Here is a 21,174-nt window from a genome sequence, read left to right on the forward strand (position 1 = left end):
ATGAAGAAGATTCGCGTATTATTAAAAGTGGGTTCAAATACTTTAACTAAAGAAACAAATCATATTTCTCGAGGAAAAGTAGAAGATATTGGGCGTCAAATAGAGCACTTAAAAGACACACATGAATTTATTATCGTGAGCTCTGGTGCAATTGCTGCAGCACGACAATTTGTAAAATTAGAGCACAATGGGGAAGATATCAATGTAAAACAGGCATTAGCTTCTATTGGTCAGCCCCACTTAATGCGTATTTTCCAAGAGAATTTTCGTGAATTAGGGTTGTTTACTTCACAATGTTTGTTATCCTATTTAGATTTTGAAAACCCAAAATCTAAATCGAATATTAAAAATACTATAGACGTTTTAGTCGCGAATAATTTTATCCCAATTATTAACGAGAATGACACCGTAGCTACCGATGAAATACAGTTTGGCGACAATGATAAATTAGCCGCATTAACCGCAGCTTTATTAAAAGTTGATTTACTGATCATTGCCACCAATACCGATGGAGTTTACACGAAAAAATCACTTACGGAAATAATGCCAGAAACGATTAAGGAGGTCATCCATTTAAATGAATTGATTAATGAAGTTGGCGATCATAAGTCTACACACGGCACTGGCGGTATGCAATCTAAAATAGAAGCAGCAACCATTGCAAAAGCTGCTAATATTGAAACATGGATCATCAACGGAATAAAAGATAATTTTATCACGGATGCCATGAATGGTAAAAGTAATTTTACAAAAATAAAGTAAAGCCTTAAGGTTATAAAAAGTACAGTATCATGAAGCATTACACTAGCATTCAAGACATAGATTCGCTCCCAAATTGGATACAGGAAGCAAGAGCATTAAAAGCAGCACCTAAAGCGTTTAAAAATTTAGGAGCAGATAAAACCATTTGCCTATTGTTTTTTAATAATAGTCTAAGAACACGCTTAAGTACGCAAAAAGCAGCTACTAATTTAGACTTGGAAGTAATGGTCATGAATTTTGGAAGTGAAGGCTGGGCTTTAGAATATGAAGACGGCACTATTATGGACCAAGGTACATCTGAACATATTAAAGAAGCTGCGCAGGTAGTTTCTCAATTTTGTGATATCGTTGCCATACGTGCTTTTGCTACTTTAACAGATAAAGAAAAAGATGAAGCAGAGTTAGTCCTTAACGGTTTCAAAAAATATACGAGTATTCCTGTTGTAAATATGGAGAGTTCTGTTGGTCACCCATTGCAAGCCTTGGCAGATGCTATCACGATAAGTGAGCAAAACACAAAAGCTAGGCCTAAGGTTGTGCTTTCTTGGGCACCACACCCTAAAGCTTTACCACATGCCGTAGCAAATTCTTTCACAGAAATGATGCTAAAACAAGAAGCCGATTTTGTAATTACACACCCAGAAGGTTATGAATTAAATCCTGAAATTACAAAAGACGCTACGATAGAATACAATCAAGAAAAAGCATTAGAAAATGCAGATTTTGTGTATGTAAAAAATTGGAGTAGCTACAAAGACTACGGTAAAGTAATCAACCAAGATAAAAATTGGATGATGACTAAAGAAAAACTAGGGAGTGCAAAATTCATGCATTGTTTACCTGTACGTAGAAATGTAGTGGTAGAAGATGCTGTTTTAGATTCTGATCAAAGTATTGTCATAGCACAAGCCAATAATAGAACTTATGCTGCCCAAATCGTATTAAAGAAAATTCTAGAGCACCTTATCTAATACTAGTAGGAGAAAGGAATAACAAACTTAATCTGGAAAAATGAAGACAAATTCAACCGAAAATAATAATCTTCCTTATGGGGAGAAAAAGAGAGGATTATCAGTTGTAAAAATAGGAGGCAATGTCATTGAAGATTCCGTTGCTCTGGATAAATTCTTGACATTATTCTCAAAAATAGAAGGCCCTAAAATTTTAGTCCATGGAGGTGGTAAATTAGCCACTCAATTAGCCAATAAGCTAGGGATTGCTTCACAATTAGTTAACGGAAGACGTATTACCGATGGTGAAAGTATTGATATTATCACCATGGTATATGGAGGCCTAACCAATAAAACTATTGTTGCAAAATTACAAGCAAAGAGCTGTAATGCCATAGGTCTTAGCGGTGCTGATGGCGATGCCATTCAGGCCCATAAACGCCCTGTAAAAGAAATAGATTATGGTTTTGTTGGTGATATTGACGGAATAAATTCAGAATTAATTAATTCTTTATTAAAAATAGGCTTAACCCCTGTATTTTGTGCTTTATCACATGATGGTAATGGACAAATATTAAATACCAATGCGGATACCATCGCTTCTGAAATTGCTATTGGAATGGGAGAAAAATACGAGACAACTCTGTACTATTGTTTTGAGAAAAAAGGGGTTCTTTTAAATATTAACGACGAAAATTCTGTAGTTACGCATATCAATACAGCGAAGTATAAAGAACTACTGGATCAAAAAATTATAGCAGATGGTATGCTTCCTAAGCTAGAAAATTGCTATCATGCATTACATCATAACGTACATAAAGTGTGTTTGGGTGATCTAGAAATGATTCACGAAGACGCACAATTGTTCACCACAATAACCTTATAATCATGAATCAAAAGCAACTTACAGAAAAAGCAATCGATTTACTAAAACAATTAATTAGTATACAATCTTTTTCTACCGAAGAAGACAAAACTGCTAACGCTATCCAAGACTGGTTTCACTTTTTGGAGATTCCTTTCACAAGAGATAACAACAATGTATATGCAAAAAATAAACATTGGGATGATACAAAACCGACATTACTTTTAAATTCCCATCACGATACTGTTAAACCTAATCAAGCTTATACGAAAGACCCATTTCTACCACATATTGAAGATGGCAAGTTATATGGCTTAGGCAGTAATGATGCTGGAGGTTGTTTGGTTTCTTTATTAGCTACCTTTTCACATTTTTACGCTTCAGAAAATCTAAATCACAATATTCTAATGGTTGCGTCCGCAGAAGAAGAGAACGCTGGAGTGAATAGCCTAAGAGGACTTTTACCTTCATTACCGCATATAGATGTTGCTATTGTTGGTGAACCTACATTAATGAATTTAGCCGTTGCAGAAAAAGGATTAGTAGTTTTCGATGCAGTTGTTAAAGGAACGCCTTCTCATGCTGCACACCCTAATAATGACAATGCCATATATAATACCATAGAAGTTTTAGAATGGTTTAAAAACTATAGCTTTGAAAAAACATCAGAGGCACTGGGAGAAGTAAAAATGACGGTGACGCAAATTAAAGCTGGAAGCCAACATAATGTAGTACCATCACAGGTAGATTTAGTTATTGACGTGCGTGTCAATGATTGTTATACCAATCTAGAGATTGCTACGATGCTTAAAACAGAAGCACCTTGTATGTTGCAAGAACGCGGATTAAAACTAAATTCATCAAAAATTAATAAAGACCACGCTTTGGTGCAATCAGGAATTGCACTAGGAAGAGAAACCTATGGTTCTCCTACACTTTCTGATCAAGCTGCACTTACATGCCAATCGTTAAAATTAGGGCCGGGAGATAGTACACGTTCTCATTCTGCAGATGAATTTATCTTTGTGAATGAAATAGAAGAAGGCGTAGATTTGTATATTAAAATTTTAGAAGGATTTTTGCACTAAGCGTGCAGCTAATTATGTAAAAAATTCAGGTACAAATATGTATTTTGAATTTTAAATTTCAACTTGACAAACGACTTATGAAACTTTGGGATAAAGGATTTAGCACCGATAAGAAAATTGATCATTTCACAGTAGGTAATGATCGCGAATTAGATTTATTATTGGCTAAATATGATGTAATAGCATCTACAGCACATGCCAAAATGTTAGGCAGGATTGGCTTACTAACGAAAGATGAAACCGATAGCCTTGTAAAAGAACTTGCCAATATTGGTAAAAGTATTGAAAAAGGAGAATTTATCATTGAAGATTCTTTTGAAGATATGCATTCTAAAATCGAGTATGTGCTAACCGAAAAGCTAGGCGATACCGGTAAAAAAATTCACACAGCACGTTCCAGAAATGATCAGGTTTTAGTAGCGATGCATTTGTATTTAAAGAATGAGTTAGCAGAAATAAAATCTGAGACAAAAATACTTTTTGACCTATTATTAAATTTAGCTGATAAATATAAGTCGGTTTTAATCCCTGGCTATACTCATTTACAAATTGCAATGCCGTCTTCTTTTGGCTTATGGTTTTCTGCCTATGCAGAAAGTTTAATTGATGATTTGTATTTTATTGATGCAGCTTACAAAATAGCAGATCAAAACCCTTTAGGTAGTGCTGCTGGTTATGGTAGTTCTTTTCCTGTTGACAGGACTTTTACGACGAAAGAAATGGGTTTTGCAAATTTAAAATACAATGTTGTTGCCGCACAAATGGGACGTGGAAAAGTTGAGAAAGCCACGGCTTTTGGCATAAGCAGTATAGCTGCTACCTTATCCAAAATGGGAATGGATATCTGTTTGTATATGAGTCAGAATTTTAATTTTATTTCTTTCCCTGATGAACTTACAACAGGCTCTAGCATTATGCCACACAAGAAAAATCCTGATGTTTTTGAACTGGTACGAGGTAAATGCAATAAGCTACAAGGAGTCCCTAATCAACTGGCTTTAATCTTAACAAATTTACCTAGTGGGTATCACCGCGATTTACAATTGGTAAAAGAAGTAATTGTACCTGCAATTCAAGATTTAAGAGCTTGTATAGAAATCTTAACGTTCAGTTTAAAAGAAGTTAGAGTAAATCAAAACATTCTGGAAGATCCTAAATATGATTATTTATTTAGCGTAGACACTTTAAATGAATTGGTTTTAAGTGGCATTCCTTTTCGCGATGCATACAAACAAATGGGTACAGAAATTCATGAAGGTAGATTTACGCCCAAGCGTGATATAAAACACACCCATGAAGGTAGTTTAGGCAACTTATGTCTAAATGATATCCGAAAGAAAATGGAAGATATCATGTAACCATTACAGCTTTAAAAGGATTATTTTTTATTCTACTAAATAACCATGCTAGCAGACAATTTCTTAAAATCGTCTGCTAGTATTTTTTTTATCTGCTCCTCTACAAAGCTGAAGAACACTCAGTGCTCTAACTGAAAAATTCTATTGCGCTGTCTTCAGTGCTTTTACAGAATTTCTTTTTCGCTTTCTACTTTTTAAATATTTATAGCCCATATATCCAAATTGAGCACCTATAAGTACGAGTTTTATTTTCTTGCTTTTGACAAACAATTTTGCCATTCCTATTAGTGGAGTAATTTTCATGTTATTTATTTTAAAGGCAAGGTAGCCACAAGTGGAAAATACTCCTTGTTGAAATGAATTAAATCTTAACACATTGACTTTAAACAACTAGAATTTTTACTATAAAACACTTAAAATCAATCGCTTAATTCATCCTTTAGAAATGGACTTCCATTAATGTCCAGTTTGGGCTCTGCTATTCCTTAAAAAAAAATAAAATCAGGTGTCACTACAGATTAATCTCTTTTCCTGGCTGGAGTATATTTTTGATAGTGTCTGGTGTATAAGTAACTATAAGCTAAGTACAAAAATCTATATTAGAAAATACCCATGGGTTTGTACCTAATTATCAATTTTGTGAAGGATACCCTATTGATTCAGTTCTTTTTATCAAGCTTGTTACTTTCTAAAAACACTTAGAAGGATGTGAATAAAATAGGTAATTTGAGCTATTATGAAGAGTAGTATACCAAGATAATTTAAAGTGTCAGGATATACTGTAATCTCATAAAATCGTTTTGAAGGACTTAAAAAATTCACAGTACTGTATTCTAATAGTAACAATGTGAAGGCAAGTAAGCTCATCAACAGATGACCCCTACTCAACCAAGAAAACATTCTCTTGTTATAATACTTCAAAAGAAAATAACCAATACCACAGACAAAAAACCAATACCCGAATGCCTGCAGTAATGAACTTTTAGAGATCACATAATAGGTATCGTAATAATTTATATCAATCGTTGAATCATAATTAAAAAAATAGCTCAAAGAATAAATAACAAAACATAGCGCAGCAAAAAACCAAAGAATAATATGTGGCTTTTCTTTGAGTGAGTATATATTCTTAATTTTCAAAATACAACTAATCTACTTCACCCTCACTTTTAAAACAGTCGCCATAGCTATATTTACAAAATAGATTGTTTGTGCTACAAGGAAGATTAAAATTGATGCCCAAGCTATTACACTTTCTACCCCATCATTATTTGTAAACTGATCTACAACGATGCCAAGCAAACTTAATAAAGTTGCTCCTAAATGAATTTTTGTGAGTGAATAAATGGGCTCTATTTCATACTTATGTAAGATAAAATAACCAAAACCACATAATAAAAACCAAAGTGATCCTAAAAGAAATATATGAGAGTGTGCTACTACTAAATAAATATCTCCTATCGTCAATAAAAAATTGGTGTCAATCTTAAATAAATAAGAAATACAACAACCTACAGCCAATATAGCACCAATGAACCATAAAACTAAATGTGGTTTTTTCTTTAACATGTTAAGCAACTATTATTTTATCATTCCTAAGTTGATAATTTCTTGCTCGGTCAAAGGTCTCCAGTGTCCACGTGGTAAATCTTTTTTTGTAAGTCCCGCATATACCACAAGGTCTAGCTTAACTACATCATAGTCTAATTTTTCAAATAGTCTACGTACAATATTGTTTCTTGTACTGAATATTTCAACACCAACTTGTGTTTTAGGAGCATTCTCGATATAACTAATATCTTGTATTCTTACAACACTCTCTTCTATTTCAATACCTTCTTTAATACGCTTAAGATCTGTACTTTTTAAAGGTTTCGTTAACTCTACGTGGAATATTTTACGCAAACCATTTTTAGGTGAGTTTAAACGAGCCGTCAAATCTCCATCATTAGTAAATAACAACAAACCTGTAGAGGATTTATCCATTTTACCTACAGGAAGTAATTTTGCTTTTGAAGCGTTAGAAACTAAGCCCATTGCAGTACGGTTACCAGCACCGTCTCTTGTAGAGGTTGCAAAATCTTTAGGCTTATTAAGTACTACATATTCTTTTTTGATCGGATTTAAAAGTCGGCCATCAAAACGAACCTCATCTGACAATTGAACTTTATAGCCCATTTCAATAACAGGCTTACCATTTACAGTAACACTACCTGCAGCAATATAGATATCAGCTTCTCTACGAGAACAAACACCTGAATTTGCTACATATCTATTTAGTCTTAAAACATTAGGGTTAGAAGGTTTTCTTGTTTCAACGTTCTTCTTCATTGGAGCATTGCCTCTGGCATAGCTTTTCTTTCTAAATGTACCTCCCTGTCTTCCTGATGACTTATTATCATTATTGGAATCTGACCTACTCATAACTAAAATATTTCCGCAAAGGTAATAAAGGAAATCGGATGTATAAGCAATCTAGCCCGTGATTTAACTGTCTCGGTTATATAAAGTTAAAAATAACACTTAATCGTTGTATTCTACAGTAGATTGCCGTTCTCTATTAACCGTTAACCTGGTTACATCTGGTCTTGAATAATGGCCTACTACATCAAAATTCTGACGTTCTTCATACACCCTATTAAAGTCTAAAGTATGATAGATAAGCCCTTCTGTATCCAAAACAGGTTTCACAAGCCATTCGCCATCAGGTCCGGCAATACAGGAACCACCGTTAGCTAAGACTTCAGGAGATTTTTCTAGAATTTTATCGAGGTGCGGTGTATTTTTAGGGAAATCACTTTTTTTCATTAAGGAGGATACTGAAATTACAAAACTACGCGACTCGCGGGCAATAAAACGCGTAATGTCTTTTGTATTATGATCACTACCTGGCCACACTGCAATATGCAGATTTTCACCTAAACCATATAATGCAGTTCTAGGCAATGGCATCCAATTTTCCCAGCAATTTAATCCACCCACTGTAAATTCTTTTAGTGGATGCACTTGTAAACCATTACCATCTCCAGGAGCCCACGTTAAACGCTCATCATAGGTAGGTTGTAATTTACGATGAACAGATTTTATTTCTCCCAATTCATTAATATAAACTAAAGAGCAATAAATGCTATGACCTCCTCTATTTTTTGCGCGCTCCATGATACCCAAATAAATAGCAATGCCATGTTCTTTAGCTAATTTACAAACTGAGTCAAGTTCTCCTGCCTCTACTTGTATGGCATTACGAACATAATGTGCATGAATTTCTTTATTTACTTTTAAATCCCAAGTAGCACCATCCGTTAATGCCAACCAAAAAGGATAACCAGGTAATAGCGCTTCGCCAAAGATTACTAATTCTGCTTTTTCGTTTGCCGCTTCTATAATAGAAGCTTCAATTTTCTTTAAAGTTGCTGCTTTATCTAACCACACTGGAGCAATTTGCGCCAAGGCTACTTTTAGTAAATTATTCATTATAAAATTCTATTTAATACCAGATTTACATTGATTAACAAGATACTAAAAACCCCCGCTATAATTATAAATTTAAGAATATTGTGTAGTAGAATATAATGCTTTTTAGAATCGGAGCGCAATAATAATACAAGGCATAATAACAATAGAATAACACATGCTATAAAGTAGATGTACATATAACCAACATCAAATTTTAAAATTAATAATACAGATGGTATTAAAGTCAATAAAAATAAGATTCCGATTATCGTCTTTGATGTATTTTCTCCGTAGAGAATAGGTATTGTTTTATAATTCTGAGCAATATCTCCTGCTATATTCTCTAAATCTTTAATTAATTCTCGCGCTAGAATCACTAAAAATAGAAATAACGCATGAACAAATATTACATGCTCAAAATTTCTATAGTATACGAAAACAACAAAAAATGGCGCTACAGCAAGTGTTGCCGAAATAAAATTTCCAATAAACGGAATTCTTTTCAATTTGTGTGAATACACCCAAATTCCGAATATATAAGACGAAAAAAATAAAACTGCCTTAAAAGAGACATAACTTGCTACGAGTACTGATAAAAAATTTAGAATAAAATAAGTACTTAGCTTGAAACGCTGACTCACCAATCTATCTAACATAGTTTTATGCGGCTTATTGATTAAATCTTTCTCTGCATCATAAAAATTATTGATAATATACCCTGCTGCAATGACCATTGAAGAAGATAAAACTATAAGAAAAAGATTGAAATCAAAAACCACTTTACGTAGTGGTAAATTAGGTGATAAAATATAGATAGATGCTAGGTATTGAGCAATTACAATAATTAAAATATTGTACCCTCTAACTACAGAAAACAGACTCAATAACTTTAAAAGCAGGAGCTTGTTTTTTCTATTAAGCATGTTTCAGCAATTTAACATTAGAGTATCGCATAAAATCCATTTCTTTCTCGCTCATTTGTCATCGCAAAAGAGAACCATAGTTATTGCTATACTTATATTTTACTCTTAAACTGGACAAAATAATTTAAATTTTTAAGACGACATTTAAAAATTTGATGGTATTGGGTTCCTTAGAAGTTATAGACTACTTCTAATTTATGACCCTTCAAAGATTTCTCTGCTTTCTCAAAGTCTTCTGTAAACCCTAGGATATAGCCGCCACCACCTGAACCACAAAGTTTTAAATAATACTCATTGGTATCTATCCCATGTTTCCAAAGTTTATGAAATTCTACAGGAATCATAGGTTTAAAGTTATCCAAAACAACATGAGAGAGTTGTTTTAAATTTCCGAAAAGTGAACTCATATTGCCACTAACAAAATCCTCTACACAAGCATCAGTATGTTTTATAAATTGATCTTTTAACATTTTACGGAACCCTTTCTCTTTCATTTGCTCCATGAAGATTTGCACCATTGGCGCAGTCTCGCCAACAATACCACTATCTAACAAAAACACAGCACCTTTACCCTCAGCATTTTGAGAAGGAATACTGGTAGACTCAATATTATCTTTAGAATTGATTAAAATAGGAAGACTTAAATAACTATTTAAAGGATCTAACCCAGAAGATTTTCCATGAAAAAATGATTCCATTTTTCCGAAAACGGTCTTTAAGGTCAATAATTTTTCTCTCGTAAGGTTTTCTAAAACAGTTATTTTATCAAAAGCATATTTATCATAAATAGCAGCTACTAAAGCACCACTACTCCCTACCCCATACCCTTGAGGTATAGAACTATCAAAATACATTCCTTCTGCTACATCCTTTTTAAGTAATTCAATATCAAAAACTACTAAATCCGGATTTTTAATAGATAGCTGCTCAAGATACTGAGCAAATCTATCTAAACTACTGTTCGATTTTTTTGCTTCCTCTGACAAATTATCATCTGTCTTTAAAGCACCTTTAAAGAAATTATAAGGTATAGAAAGTCCCTTGGAATCTTTTATAATTCCATATTCTCCGAAAAGTAAAATTTTTGAATAAAATAATGGTCCCTTCACCTTTTTTATAGTTTTGACTTGATACTAAATTAACAAATTATTACAATTTAAATGGGCTTCATCCAAATTATAACTGTAACAATCAGAATATACTTTAATTGATAACGTAAATAATTAGCTTAAATTACTCTTGTTATGCATTCATTTTTAATTGTTTAGCACCAAATCCAATTCGATCGCAAATATACTGCTGGTTTTCACAATATCCAATTAACTCATCTTTAATAAATTGAAAAACCACATCCTTTTCATTTTCAGGATAAAGCACATGAACATTGGCGCCAGCATCTAAAGTAAAACAAACATTGGAGTTCGATTTTTCTCTGAATTCCCAAATCTTATTAATTATTTCTAATGTATTTGGTTTCATTAAGATAAAATTAGGCATACTAGTCATCATCATTGCATGTAACGTTAAAGCCTCACTCTCTACAATGGCAATAAATTCTTTTAAATCTCCACTTTCAAAAACAGCAATCAATTTATCTAAATTTTCATGGGCCTGCTTAAATCGCTGTGTAGCAAATGGGTGGTTGTGCATCAAATTATGTCCAACAGTACTACTCACTTGCTTTTGACCTTTATCTACTAGCAAGATCGTATCATGAAAACGTTTAAAATTATCATGAACTTTATATGGATATTTAATTCCGAATAAATCTGAACTTCCCTCCGTATTTTCATGATTTCCCCACTGCACTATATCACCTTCAATACTTCTACAGGCACTCCCCGACCCTAATCTTGCTAAAAAAGATACTTTTTTAGTAAAAAAATCATCACTCATTTCAGGATTAAGCTGCTTTTCCAGAGCTACCAGACACAAGGCTAGTGCAGACATCCCACTTGCGGAAGATGCAATACCACTGCTATGCGGGAAAGAATTTGAAGTTTCAATCGTGAAATGATATTCTTTTAAAAAGGGCAAATAAACTTCTATTCTAGTGAAAAAAATTTTGATCTTTGGTTTAAAATCTTCCTTTGAATTTCCTTCAAATAATAAATCAAATGAATACTCTTCACTTGGTTTATTTAATCTCTTAAAAGATATTTTAGTTGTTGTTGCGCAAGCATCTAACGTAAAGCTTATAGAAGGGTTTTGCGGTAATTGATTTTCTTTTTTCCCCCAATATTTGACTAAGGCTATATTACTGGGTGATTTGTAGCTTACTTTACCCTCTGTAATCGTATGGTTATATGCTGAAGGAATAAAGTCTTTTTCAATCATGAAATTTCAATTTTCTTACAAAGATAGTTTTTAAGTACTATTCCATGATTATCATTAGAATTAAATCGCTATTTTAGTTGCGAGACAGCCACTTATATTGTGAAAAAACAACTATATTATATCAGCATTGCTATTGCCATTTGTTTGGTGATAGGATTTTTATCTGGTTTTGCCACCAAGGCATCTATTTTAGATTGGTATCCTTTGCTTAACAAGCCTAGCTTTAATCCGCCTAATACTATTTTTGCCCCCGTTTGGAGTGTTTTATATGTTATGATGGGTGTTGCCGCAGGATTAGTTTGGGCCAAGGGATTTCATCACATTTGGGTAAAAACTGCCTTGTATCATTTTATTTTCCAATTACTTTTTAACGCCTTATGGAGTATTGTGTTTTTTGGATTGAAAGAACCCTTTTGGGCGCTGATTGTTATTCTGACTCTTCTACTACTTATCATACTAACTATCCGCTGGTTTAAAGTCGTAAATACAACATCAGCCTATCTCCTTATCCCCTATTTACTTTGGGTTTGCTTTGCTACAGTGTTAAATTATAAAATTTGGGAACTTAATTAACAACACTTGATAGCGCTACTAATTTTGACATCGTTTTAAGATTTCTTGTCGTTGCTTGAACCTTTAACTTACGTTCAAAAAAATTATTAGTACACTTAGCCTTCCCATACCCTATTTTACAATTTAAATAGATGCATTTTGCAGAAATGACAAACTCTTCATTCAAAAACGTTTCTGAGTTTAATAGGGCTACCAAAAAATCTGCTGGCAATGTTTTAAGTAGCACAAAGTAGCTATGATTTACCTCAAAACAGTTTCTGAATCTAAATATGGAGAACCTTTGACAATAGTTTCAAATTCTTTCGCCTCAAACACCAACACCGGAACCTCAAATTTATAGGACTCAAAAATTAATTTCTCAATGGACTTTTCTAAACTAGATTCTGAAGTTATAGCTGAGTCAAAAACCACATTTCCACTTTGAATATAGGTCTGAACGTTTTGTAAACCTAACTTTTCTAAAGATTGTTTTAGGCCTGTCATTTTGATTTTTTTCTGACCCGAAACATTTATTCCTCGTAAAAGCAACATATAGGTTTTCATAAAACTTATTTTTTAGCAGCAATTGCTTGGGCAGCTATATACCCACTGGTCCACGCATTTTGAAAATTAAAACCGCCAGTGATAGCATCAACATTAATAACCTCTCCTGCAAAAAATAAATTAGCAACTACCTTACTCTCATAGGTTTTAAAATTAATTTCTTTTAAAGCTACACCTCCAGCAGTAACAAATTCTTCTTTAAAAGTGCTTTTACCATCTACATTATATTCCCCAGCTGTTAATTCTTTCGCCAATAGTTGCAGCTGAACCTTAGTAACATCTGCCCATTTTACGGCTTCAGAAATTCCAGAAGCTTTTACTAAATTAACCCAAAGCCTTTTAGGAATAGCTACTGCATTGGTACGCAACACGGTTTTTTTAGCCTCTACATCTTTTATTTGAAGTAATAATTGCAACATTCCTTCTTCCTCATATTCCGGCAACCAGTTTACGCTGATTTTAAATTTATAACCCCAATCATTTAGCATCCTAGCCCCCCAAGCAGACAGCTTTAAAATTGCTGGACCGCTCATTCCCCAATGGGTAATTAACAAGGGGCCATCTGAAACTAATAATGCTCTAGAGGCCACTTTACTCTTTAGATGGATGGTTACTTTACTTGGTAAGGTTTTCTCCAACACTTCTATAGAAGCATACGTACTTACTCCTGGAATACCTTCTATACGATCGTCTTTTATATTAAAGGTAAATAAAGACGGGACTGGCGGAACTATCGTATGCCCTAATTTCTCTAAAAGCTTCCATATTTTAGGATTACTCCCTGTAGTAACTAGTAGTTTTTTAGCAAAATATTTTTTTTGGATAGACTCAATCATCCACCCTTTTAAAGGTGATTCTTCTGATTTTTCTACAGTTTCAATAGCAACTACAGAACTGTTTCTAAGCAATTTTATACCTAAACGTTCTGCTTCACTCATGAAACAATCAATAATAGTTTGAGAGGTATTACTTTCCGGAAACATTCTACCATCTTCTTCAATCTTAAGTGTAATTCCTCTTTTATCAAAAAAAGCAATAGTATCCCCACTACAATAGGTATGAAAAGGGCCCCGAAGCTCTTTCTCTCCTCTTGGATAATTTTTAACCAATTCATTAGGATCAAATTCCGCATGGGTCACATTGCAGCGCCCTCCACCTGAAATTTTTACTTTGGTCAACACTTCTTTACCACGTTCTAAAATGGCAATTTTTAATTCTGGATTCGCTTCTGCGATATGAATCGCTGCATAAAAACCAGCCGCTCCACCACCCACTACAATTACATCAAACATTAATTACTTTATTCTTTCTGGAAAGTTGGTAAACATACCATCTACGCCAATTCGTTTCATTTCTTCAATTGCCTCGGGCTTGTTTACAGTCCAAGGGTAAATTTTAAATCCTGCTGCTCTTATTTCATTGGCAATTTCCAAATCTAATTTTTCATAATCAGGATTAATTGCTATTGCTTTTAATTCTTTTGCTAACGGAATAGCTTCTCGTGGATCGTCATTTTCAATCAGTACGGCTAGTGCAATAGTAGCATTTTCAATCCGCATTAATTTAAGCTCTTCCCAATTAAAGCTAGAAATTACAAAATCTTCTAAGGTCCATCCTTTTTGTATAAAGTCTGCTATAATCCTATTTACCTCTTTAGCGGTACCTGCTCCTTTTAGTTCAATATTTAAAGACACCTTTCTATCTATTACTGTTATCACTTCGGTTAGTAAAGGTATTTTATGATTCCCTATAACCGTAAGCTTCTGCAGTTGTTCCCAAGAGTAAGTCTCTATATTTCCCTTCCCGTCTGTTAAACGCTCAACAGTATCATCATGAAAAACAACTATTTCTCCGCTTGCAATTTTAAAGACATCTATCTCTATCATATCTACTCCTAATTCCAAAGCCCTATAGATTGAAGGAATTGTATTTTCAGTTTCATGACCCATTGCACCACGATGTCCAATGATTAAAGGTGATTTATTTTCCATACAAGAACAAGCTATAAGTAAAATAAGAAACGAGTATCTAATTTTCATTTCTATTATTTTAATCTAAAAATAAATGACTCCAGAGGTTTTATCTGTATTGAGAACGCACCCGTTTTATTCTCTTCGACCAATAAATTAGGTTCTATGGTATGATACAACTGATCTTCCATTGGATATGCTCCAGGAGCTAGTGCCCATTTTTCAATCATAAATTCTGGTACTTTTAAAGTGAAATCATAAGATTTCTCCTTATCAAAATTTGTCACTATAATTAGTTTTTCATCTGACGACCATCTACAAAAAGTAAATAAGCGGTGATCATAACCCGGAGTATTATCTTTATTATAATAATGAATTTCTTGATATTCGCCCATTAAGGCATCACTTTGAATGGTAAAGCTTAATAAGCGTTTATAAAAATCGCGTAAGTTTTTCTCTTCTTCTGTAGATTGTCCTCCATCAAAATTTTTATTATTGACCCAACGTTGAAATGTAGGCACACCAATATAATCAAAGATTGATGTTCTACTTGGACTACCAAAACCAGCGTGCTCTGCTGCAGGCTCCCCAACTTCTTGTCCAAAATAAATCATGGTAGGCGCCGTACTCAAGGTAGCAGACACTACCATTGCAGGTTTTGCAATTTTAGGGTCTCCTGCAAACTCAGGACTTGCAATACGCTGCTCATCATGATTTTCTAAGAAACGAAGCATGTGGTGCTCAATATCTTTCATACCATGTTCTACGGTCTCTATATGATCTGTCCACCCATGGCCCTCCATAATATGTTTGAGGCTATCATATAATTCTACTTTATCATACAGATAGTCCATTTTACCTTTATGAATATAGGCTCGATACAAATCAGGATTATACACTTCTGCCAATAGAAAAGCCGTTGAATTTTTCATTTTGATGCTAGAATTCATGTAGCTCCAAAATTCTACAGGAACCATTTCTGCCATATCAAAACGGAAGCCATCAACTCCCTTTTCTAACCAATATAATGCGATATCTTTAAATTTAATCCATGAATCAGGAACGTCTTTATCCTTCCAAAATTCAAAATGTGCTTTATAATCTTTGGTATCAAAATTTTCAGGAAGCACCTCAAAATCATAAGTACCATCTGGACGTACTCCGTAGTTAACTTTTACAGTTTCATACCAATCATTCCTATCTGGTTGCGCTAAACGGGATCCATTGCCCGTCCATCTGGCTGGAACCTCGGTATATTTCCCGTCTGCTAAATCTATTTTTTCACCCCCTAAAGGCAAATATCCATCTTGCCATTGTGGGACTTGAAACGCTGCATTCGGGATGTAATAAAAATTATTATCACGATGGTATTCCACCGAGGTATCATCTGATGCTCCGAAAGGCTCCTTTCCTTTTGGAGTGGTTTTCCCTTCGTAATTACGAGCCACATGATTTGGAACGATATCAATAATTACTTTTAAACCAACTTTATGTGATCGCTTAATTAAATCTTGAAACTCTTTTAATCTATTTTTTGGGTCATCTGCCAAATCAGGATTTACATTGTAATAATCCTTCACTGCATAAGGAGAACCCGCTCTCCCTTTCACGATATCTGGGTCGTCATTAGAGATACCAATTGCCGTGTAATCCCTAATCACATCATGATGCGGAACACCTGTATACCAAATATGGGTTACCCCTAAATCTTTAATTTGGTTTAGCGCTTTTTCTGAAAAATCAGAAAATTTACCTACTCCGTTTTCCTCAATAGTTCCCCAAGGTTTATTGGTCGTATTTGTATTTCCAAAAAGTCGTGTAAACACCTGGTACACCACTTCTTTCTTTTTAATTGAACTTGTAGGTTTCATGATTTTTTCTTCTTTTTTATCATTCTTACAGGCAAATACTACGACTAAAACGAGTAAAGTATACCATTTTTTCATCGACACCCCTTAATTAGAAACTACTGTTTCTTTATTCGGAGCTATAACCACACGTTTTCCGTTAACACGTATTGATGTTTCTTCTGCACCTTCCAATTGAAATTTAGTTTCTTTTTGTGAAACGGCAACTTTTAGAATCCGATTCCTAAAATTTATTTTAAACGAATATGCCTCCCATTGTTCTGGAATTCTAGGAGTGAAAGATAATTTATCTTTTACCACACGCATACCCCCAAAACCTTCCACAATACTCATCCAAGTACCCGCCATAGACGTAATATGTAAGCCCTCTTCTACTTCTTTATTGTAATCATCTAAATCTAAACGAGAAGTACGCAAATAAAACATATATGCCTGCTGCATTCTATTTAACTTAGATGCTTGTATACTATGTACACAAGGAGATAATGATGATTCATGTACCGTAAATGGTTCGTAAAAGTCGAAATGTTTTTCTAAAGCTTCTATAGAAAATTGATCTTCGAAAAGATAAAACCCTTGCAACGTATCTGCTTGCTTAATATATGGAGAACGTAAAATTCGGTCCCAACTCCATTTTTGATTAATAGGACGTTGAGATTTTGGCAAATTAGCCACCGGTATTAATTCTTTATCTAAGAACCCATCCTGCTGGAGGTAAATACCATGTTCCTTTGAAAACGGAAAGTACATATTACCCGCTACCACTGCCCATTTCTCTAGCTCTGTATCATTAAGTTTTGTTACCCCAATAATTCTATGGTAATCATCAGAATAACCTTCTTTTACTTTCTGTAGTTGCTCTAAAGTATAAGTAATACACCATTTGGCTAAATAATTAGTATACCAATTATTGTTAACGTTATTTTCGTATTCATTAGGACCTGTAACTCCCAAGATTACATACTTATCTTTCTGTGTAGAAAAAGTAGCTCTTTGATGCCAAAAACGTGCAATACCAATAAGTACCTCTAGCCCCATTTCTGGAATGTAAGTATAATCTCCCGTGTACCGGTAATAATTATAAATTGCAAAAGCAATAGCACCATTTCTATGGATTTCTTCAAAAGTAATTTCCCATTCATTATGGCACTCTTCCCCGTTCATTGTTACCATAGGATACAATGCAGCACCTTTAGAGAAGCCTAATTTCTGAGCATTTTCAATCGCTTTTTCTAAATGATTGTAGCGGTATTCTAAAAGATTACGTGCCACTTTCGGTTCCTTAGTCGCCATATAAAACGGAATGCAATATGCCTCTGTATCCCAATAGGTACTACCACCATACTTTTCTCCTGTAAACCCTTTAGGACCAATATTTAAACGAGAATCTGTTCCTAAATAGGTTTGGTTCAATTGAAATATATTAAATCGGATACCCTGTTGTGCTTTTACATCTCCTACAATAGTGATATCACTCATCTCCCAGATATTTGCCCAAGCTAATTTTTGAGTATCTAGAAGTGCATCGAAACCTAAATCTAACACCTTTTTTAATGCTGTTTTTGCTGCTTTTATTAATTCTAATGGCTTGTGGTTTCTATCTACAGTATACCCACCAAATTTATGAAGCGCAACAGTTTCTCCTTTTTTAACGTGTTGAACATAGGAGTGTTTAACTAAAAATTCCGTCTTAGATTCTACAGGGGTTTGAATAGTTACTTCGCCATTATAAATCAATTGAGACTGCATAAACGTACAGGTGGCAAAATTGGTCTTCATGGTATGTGCTTCTATAAAAGCTTGACCACCTTCAGCCGTAATAGATGTGGTATTCCAGAACTTATCATCCCAATTACTATCCTCATTAGTAATACCACTATCTAAGTAAGGCTCAAAGATTACTTCCGCATCTATTTCAAGCGGAGTTACTTCATATGCTATTGCTCCTATCTCATTAAAAGCTAAACTTAAAAATCGGGTTGCCTTAACCGTAATTTTAATATTATTAGGTAGGACAGCTTCGAAAGAACGTTGATACCAACCCTCTTTCATGTTTAGTTCTCGCCTATACCCTGAAACAGCTTTACAAGTATTAAGATCCAGGTACTCTCCATTAATCCTAACATCAATCCCTATCCAGTTTGGTGCATTTAATACTTTAGCGAAATATTCAGGATAGCCATTTTTCCACCAACCAACACGCGTTTTATCGGGGTAGTAAACCCCTGCAATATAACTTCCTTGAAACGTATGCCCCGTGTATTTCTCTTCAAAATTAGCACGTTGCCCCATTGCACCATTACCCATACTAAATAAACTTTCGGAAGACTTTACACGTTCTTTATCAAAACCTTCTTCTATAATTGACCAAACGTCTGGTTTTATATAATCTTGATTCATTTTTTTAAATTATAATATTTTATTTTAATATAAAAGCATCTAAAACGATGGTCGATTGCACTATTCTATAATTAGTGTATCTAAAAATGAAAGGCTTATTTCTGTAAAATCTTTAAAATTATATTTTGCCTGGTTTAATATTTCGGCATCACCAATACCAATACTAATCATTCCTGCAGCGTTAGCCGCCTCTATTCCCGCTACTGCATCTTCAAAAACAATACAATTGCATGGTTTTACCCCTAATTGTTTTGCAGCAATTAGGAATACTTCAGGATCTGGTTTAGCTTTGGTAACATTATTACCATCCACTAGTACATCAAAATAAGACAATAAGTTTACCTTCTCTAATATTGGCTTTGCATTCTTACTTGCAGAACCTAAGGCAATAGGGATATTTTTATGCTTTAGATAATCCAATACTTTAGGAACATCAGGTAAAATCTCAGAGACATCCATGTTTTCAATATAAGCCAGGTAATCTACGTTTTTTTCAATCATCCAAGAATCAAACTGTTCTTGGGTTGCTTTAATTTTACCTATAGCTAATAAAATTTCTAAACATCGTTTTCTACTTACTCCTTTAAAAAGTTCATTTTGCTCATGAGTAAACTCAAAACCCAATTCATTAGCAAGCTTTCTCCATGCTAAATAATGATATTTTGCAGTATCTACGATGACACCATCTAAATCGAAAATAAAACCAGTTTTAATAGTATTCATTTTTTAAACGTGTTATTTTTTACGCATTAAGTGTTGATTCTCTTTCTATTATTGTAGGCTCTAGAATTTCAGTACGATAAGTTTCTACCTCATTATCGCTTTCTATCTTTTCAATCAACATTTCCGCAGCTATCTCACCCATTTTTTCTCCATGCTGCGCAACTGCAGTAAGAGTAGGGTTTGAGAATTTAGATAAAATACCATCTGTAAAACCTATAAATTCAATATCCTGTGGAATATTAAATCCTAATTTTTGAGCGATACGCATTCCATGAATTGCATAAATCTCATTTACACACAAAACAGCATCTACTTTTTCATTTTTAAAAAAGTTCTCCATAGCATCGCCTTCAACACTACTCATAGAAGGCAATTTCAAAATCAGGCTTTCTTTTACTTCAATATTAAATTCTTTCAAAGCTTGAAAGTAACCATCAGCTCTTTCTTTGCTCACACTTAAATAGTCTTCGGTAGCGACAAGAGCAATCCTCTTTTTGCCATTTTCAATTAGTTTCTTAACCGATCTATACGCACCATCTCTATCATTTATTAAAACCTTATCGCATGCAACCTCATCCGTAACCCGATCAAACAAAACCAATGGGATACCTTGCTCCGTAAGCTCCTTTAAATGATTGTAATCATTCTTAAGTTGAGTTTCGGAAGATAAAGACATGATAAAACCATCTACACTCCCATTAGCCAATATTTCCATGTTAATTACTTCCTTATCAAAAGATTCATCTGATACACAAATAATTACATTGTACCCCTTTTCATTGGCTATTTTTTCTATACCATGAAAAACAGTAGTAAAAAAATGATGCACAATATCTGGAATGATTACCGCTATATTTTTAGTGCTTTTATTCTTTAGACTAATGGCTATATTATTTGGCTTGTAATTATAAAGCTTTGCAAAGGCCTGAATTTTCTCTTTAGTATCCCTACTAATCTCTTCACTATTTTTAAGTGCTTTAGAAACTGTAGAGATTGAAACTCCTAATTCTCGCGCAATGTGCTTTAGAGTGATTTTTCGCTTTAACATTTTTAAATTTTGAGTAGTTACTTCAATTAATAGGTTAAATTAACATATAAATACGCACCCCATAGCAAATATTAGTTTTTTAACAATTGGCCGTGATATTCTAAAAAAATTAAGAAAAAAATAAATACGTATCTTAGAGTTATATTTTCAAATTCTCACAATAATTATAAAATTTTAAGAAAAATCTAATCTACCGAGGTGTATTTTAAAATTAGCGCAACAAAATAAAGTTATCAACACGAAACCGTTTTCGTAAAATCATATTGATTACGCCCTATAACTTTAACAACTTTTTTACATATTTTTAACT

General features: G+C 33.7%; 20 protein-coding genes. 6 read left to right on the top strand and 14 right to left on the bottom strand.

What is annotated here, in order from left to right:
• The 5 genes from proB to argH all read left to right on the top strand — a co-directional run bounded on the left by proB (position 1) and on the right by argH (position 5,023).
• Positions 1-762, top strand: coding sequence for a glutamate 5-kinase (proB, locus tag CELAL_RS04750; RefSeq protein ID WP_013549772.1), 762 nt, complete (start codon positions 1-3; stop codon positions 760-762).
• 29 nt (positions 763-791) lie between these two features.
• Entirely contained in the window at positions 792-1,733 is a 942-nt protein-coding gene (locus tag CELAL_RS04755; protein WP_013549773.1) for a Rossmann-fold NAD(P)-binding domain-containing protein, read from the top strand.
• Positions 1,734-1,773: 40 nt separating this feature from the next.
• The gene (argB, locus tag CELAL_RS04760; protein ID WP_013549774.1) at positions 1,774-2,598 is read left to right on the top strand and encodes an acetylglutamate kinase; all 825 of its coding nucleotides are present in this window, start codon (positions 1,774-1,776) and stop codon (positions 2,596-2,598) included.
• A 2-nt stretch (positions 2,599-2,600) separates the two neighbouring features.
• Positions 2,601-3,665 carry a M20 family metallo-hydrolase gene (locus CELAL_RS04765; protein WP_013549775.1) on the top strand — a complete coding sequence of 355 codons (1,065 nt, stop codon included), beginning with the start codon at positions 2,601-2,603 and terminating at the stop codon, positions 3,663-3,665.
• Between the two features lie 77 nt (positions 3,666-3,742).
• The gene (argH, locus tag CELAL_RS04770) at positions 3,743-5,023 is read left to right on the top strand and encodes an argininosuccinate lyase (protein WP_013549776.1); all 1,281 of its coding nucleotides are present in this window, start codon (positions 3,743-3,745) and stop codon (positions 5,021-5,023) included.
• A 141-nt stretch (positions 5,024-5,164) separates the two neighbouring features.
• Here argH and CELAL_RS22315 read toward each other — a convergent pair whose 3' ends face one another.
• The 7 genes from CELAL_RS22315 to CELAL_RS04800 all read right to left on the bottom strand — a co-directional run bounded on the left by CELAL_RS22315 (position 5,165) and on the right by CELAL_RS04800 (position 11,739).
• On the bottom strand, positions 5,165-5,326 hold the full coding sequence (locus tag CELAL_RS22315) for a hypothetical protein (RefSeq protein WP_169311398.1): 162 nt from the start codon (positions 5,324-5,326) through the stop codon (positions 5,165-5,167).
• Between the two features lie 849 nt (positions 5,327-6,175).
• Positions 6,176-6,592 (bottom strand): hypothetical protein, encoded by a 417-nt coding sequence (locus CELAL_RS04775; protein WP_013549779.1) that lies wholly within the window; start codon positions 6,590-6,592, stop codon positions 6,176-6,178.
• 12 nt (positions 6,593-6,604) lie between these two features.
• The gene (locus CELAL_RS04780) at positions 6,605-7,447 is read right to left on the bottom strand and encodes a pseudouridine synthase (protein WP_013549780.1); all 843 of its coding nucleotides are present in this window, start codon (positions 7,445-7,447) and stop codon (positions 6,605-6,607) included.
• Between the two features lie 99 nt (positions 7,448-7,546).
• Positions 7,547-8,497, bottom strand: coding sequence for a carbon-nitrogen hydrolase family protein (locus tag CELAL_RS04785; RefSeq protein WP_013549781.1), 951 nt, complete (start codon positions 8,495-8,497; stop codon positions 7,547-7,549).
• Positions 8,497-9,402: a geranylgeranylglycerol-phosphate geranylgeranyltransferase gene (locus CELAL_RS04790; protein ID WP_013549782.1), complete on the bottom strand. Its 906-nt coding sequence runs from the start codon at positions 9,400-9,402 to the stop codon at positions 8,497-8,499. The genes CELAL_RS04785 and CELAL_RS04790 overlap by 1 nt, the downstream gene beginning before the upstream one ends.
• 170 nt (positions 9,403-9,572) lie before the next feature.
• The gene (locus CELAL_RS04795) at positions 9,573-10,511 is read right to left on the bottom strand and encodes a mevalonate kinase family protein (protein WP_013549783.1); all 939 of its coding nucleotides are present in this window, start codon (positions 10,509-10,511) and stop codon (positions 9,573-9,575) included.
• A 133-nt stretch (positions 10,512-10,644) separates the two neighbouring features.
• A complete protein-coding gene (locus tag CELAL_RS04800; protein WP_013549784.1) occupies positions 10,645-11,739 on the bottom strand; it encodes a diphosphomevalonate/mevalonate 3,5-bisphosphate decarboxylase family protein in 1,095 nt (364 codons plus the stop codon).
• A gap of 99 nt (positions 11,740-11,838) precedes the next feature.
• On the opposite strand from CELAL_RS04800, the gene CELAL_RS04805 reads away from it, so the two are divergent.
• Complete coding sequence (locus CELAL_RS04805; RefSeq protein ID WP_013549785.1) at positions 11,839-12,312, top strand: TspO/MBR family protein; 474 nt, start codon at positions 11,839-11,841, stop codon at positions 12,310-12,312.
• Between the two features lie 240 nt (positions 12,313-12,552).
• On the opposite strand, the gene CELAL_RS22580 is transcribed toward CELAL_RS04805, so the two are convergent.
• Genes CELAL_RS22580 through CELAL_RS04845 form a run of 7 tightly spaced genes read right to left on the bottom strand, consistent with a single transcriptional unit; the run spans position 12,553 to position 20,864 of the window.
• Positions 12,553-12,855 (bottom strand): DUF1697 domain-containing protein, encoded by a 303-nt coding sequence (locus CELAL_RS22580; RefSeq protein WP_013549786.1) that lies wholly within the window; start codon positions 12,853-12,855, stop codon positions 12,553-12,555.
• Between the two features lie 5 nt (positions 12,856-12,860).
• Positions 12,861-14,147, bottom strand: coding sequence for a BaiN/RdsA family NAD(P)/FAD-dependent oxidoreductase (locus tag CELAL_RS04820; protein ID WP_013549787.1), 1,287 nt, complete (start codon positions 14,145-14,147; stop codon positions 12,861-12,863).
• Positions 14,148-14,150: 3 nt separating this feature from the next.
• Positions 14,151-14,846, bottom strand: coding sequence for a glycerophosphodiester phosphodiesterase (locus CELAL_RS04825; protein WP_245529678.1), 696 nt, complete (start codon positions 14,844-14,846; stop codon positions 14,151-14,153).
• Between the two features lie 53 nt (positions 14,847-14,899).
• Positions 14,900-16,771, bottom strand: a complete 1,872-nt coding sequence (locus CELAL_RS04830; protein ID WP_013549789.1) for an alpha-amylase family protein — start codon at positions 16,769-16,771, stop codon at positions 14,900-14,902.
• A gap of 9 nt (positions 16,772-16,780) precedes the next feature.
• Positions 16,781-19,093, bottom strand: coding sequence for a glycoside hydrolase family 65 protein (locus CELAL_RS04835; protein ID WP_013549790.1), 2,313 nt, complete (start codon positions 19,091-19,093; stop codon positions 16,781-16,783).
• 60 nt (positions 19,094-19,153) lie between these two features.
• Positions 19,154-19,816, bottom strand: a complete 663-nt coding sequence (pgmB, locus tag CELAL_RS04840) for a beta-phosphoglucomutase (RefSeq protein WP_013549791.1) — start codon at positions 19,814-19,816, stop codon at positions 19,154-19,156.
• 19 nt (positions 19,817-19,835) lie between these two features.
• On the bottom strand, positions 19,836-20,864 hold the full coding sequence (locus CELAL_RS04845; RefSeq protein ID WP_013549792.1) for a LacI family DNA-binding transcriptional regulator: 1,029 nt from the start codon (positions 20,862-20,864) through the stop codon (positions 19,836-19,838).
• Positions 20,865-21,174: the final 310 nt, after the last annotated feature.

The organism is Cellulophaga algicola DSM 14237, assembly GCF_000186265.1.
GTDB classification, from domain to species: Bacteria; Bacteroidota; Bacteroidia; order Flavobacteriales; family Flavobacteriaceae; genus Cellulophaga; species Cellulophaga algicola.

Excerpts from the sequence above, each read along its gene's own strand:
- proB (WP_013549772.1), top strand. The coding sequence starts at position 1 with ATGAAGAAGATTCGCGTATTATTAAAAGTGGGTTCAAATACTTTAACT.
- CELAL_RS04755 (WP_013549773.1), top strand. The coding sequence starts at position 792 with ATGAAGCATTACACTAGCATTCAAGACATAGATTCGCTCCCAAATTGG.
- argB (WP_013549774.1), top strand. The coding sequence starts at position 1,774 with ATGAAGACAAATTCAACCGAAAATAATAATCTTCCTTATGGGGAGAAA.
- CELAL_RS04765 (WP_013549775.1), top strand. The coding sequence starts at position 2,601 with ATGAATCAAAAGCAACTTACAGAAAAAGCAATCGATTTACTAAAACAA.
- argH (WP_013549776.1), top strand. The coding sequence starts at position 3,743 with ATGAAACTTTGGGATAAAGGATTTAGCACCGATAAGAAAATTGATCAT.
- CELAL_RS22315 (WP_169311398.1), bottom strand. The coding sequence starts at position 5,326 with ATGAAAATTACTCCACTAATAGGAATGGCAAAATTGTTTGTCAAAAGC.
- CELAL_RS04775 (WP_013549779.1), bottom strand. The coding sequence starts at position 6,592 with ATGTTAAAGAAAAAACCACATTTAGTTTTATGGTTCATTGGTGCTATA.
- CELAL_RS04780 (WP_013549780.1), bottom strand. The coding sequence starts at position 7,447 with ATGAGTAGGTCAGATTCCAATAATGATAATAAGTCATCAGGAAGACAG.
- CELAL_RS04785 (WP_013549781.1), bottom strand. The coding sequence starts at position 8,497 with ATGAATAATTTACTAAAAGTAGCCTTGGCGCAAATTGCTCCAGTGTGG.
- CELAL_RS04790 (WP_013549782.1), bottom strand. The coding sequence starts at position 9,402 with ATGCTTAATAGAAAAAACAAGCTCCTGCTTTTAAAGTTATTGAGTCTG.
- CELAL_RS04800 (WP_013549784.1), bottom strand. The coding sequence starts at position 11,739 with ATGATTGAAAAAGACTTTATTCCTTCAGCATATAACCATACGATTACA.
- CELAL_RS22580 (WP_013549786.1), bottom strand. The coding sequence starts at position 12,855 with ATGAAAACCTATATGTTGCTTTTACGAGGAATAAATGTTTCGGGTCAG.
- CELAL_RS04820 (WP_013549787.1), bottom strand. The coding sequence starts at position 14,147 with ATGTTTGATGTAATTGTAGTGGGTGGTGGAGCGGCTGGTTTTTATGCA.
- CELAL_RS04825 (WP_245529678.1), bottom strand. The coding sequence starts at position 14,846 with ATGGAAAATAAATCACCTTTAATCATTGGACATCGTGGTGCAATGGGT.
- CELAL_RS04830 (WP_013549789.1), bottom strand. The coding sequence starts at position 16,771 with ATGAAAAAATGGTATACTTTACTCGTTTTAGTCGTAGTATTTGCCTGT.
- CELAL_RS04835 (WP_013549790.1), bottom strand. The coding sequence starts at position 19,093 with ATGAATCAAGATTATATAAAACCAGACGTTTGGTCAATTATAGAAGAA.
- pgmB (WP_013549791.1), bottom strand. The coding sequence starts at position 19,816 with ATGAATACTATTAAAACTGGTTTTATTTTCGATTTAGATGGTGTCATC.
- CELAL_RS04845 (WP_013549792.1), bottom strand. The coding sequence starts at position 20,864 with ATGTTAAAGCGAAAAATCACTCTAAAGCACATTGCGCGAGAATTAGGA.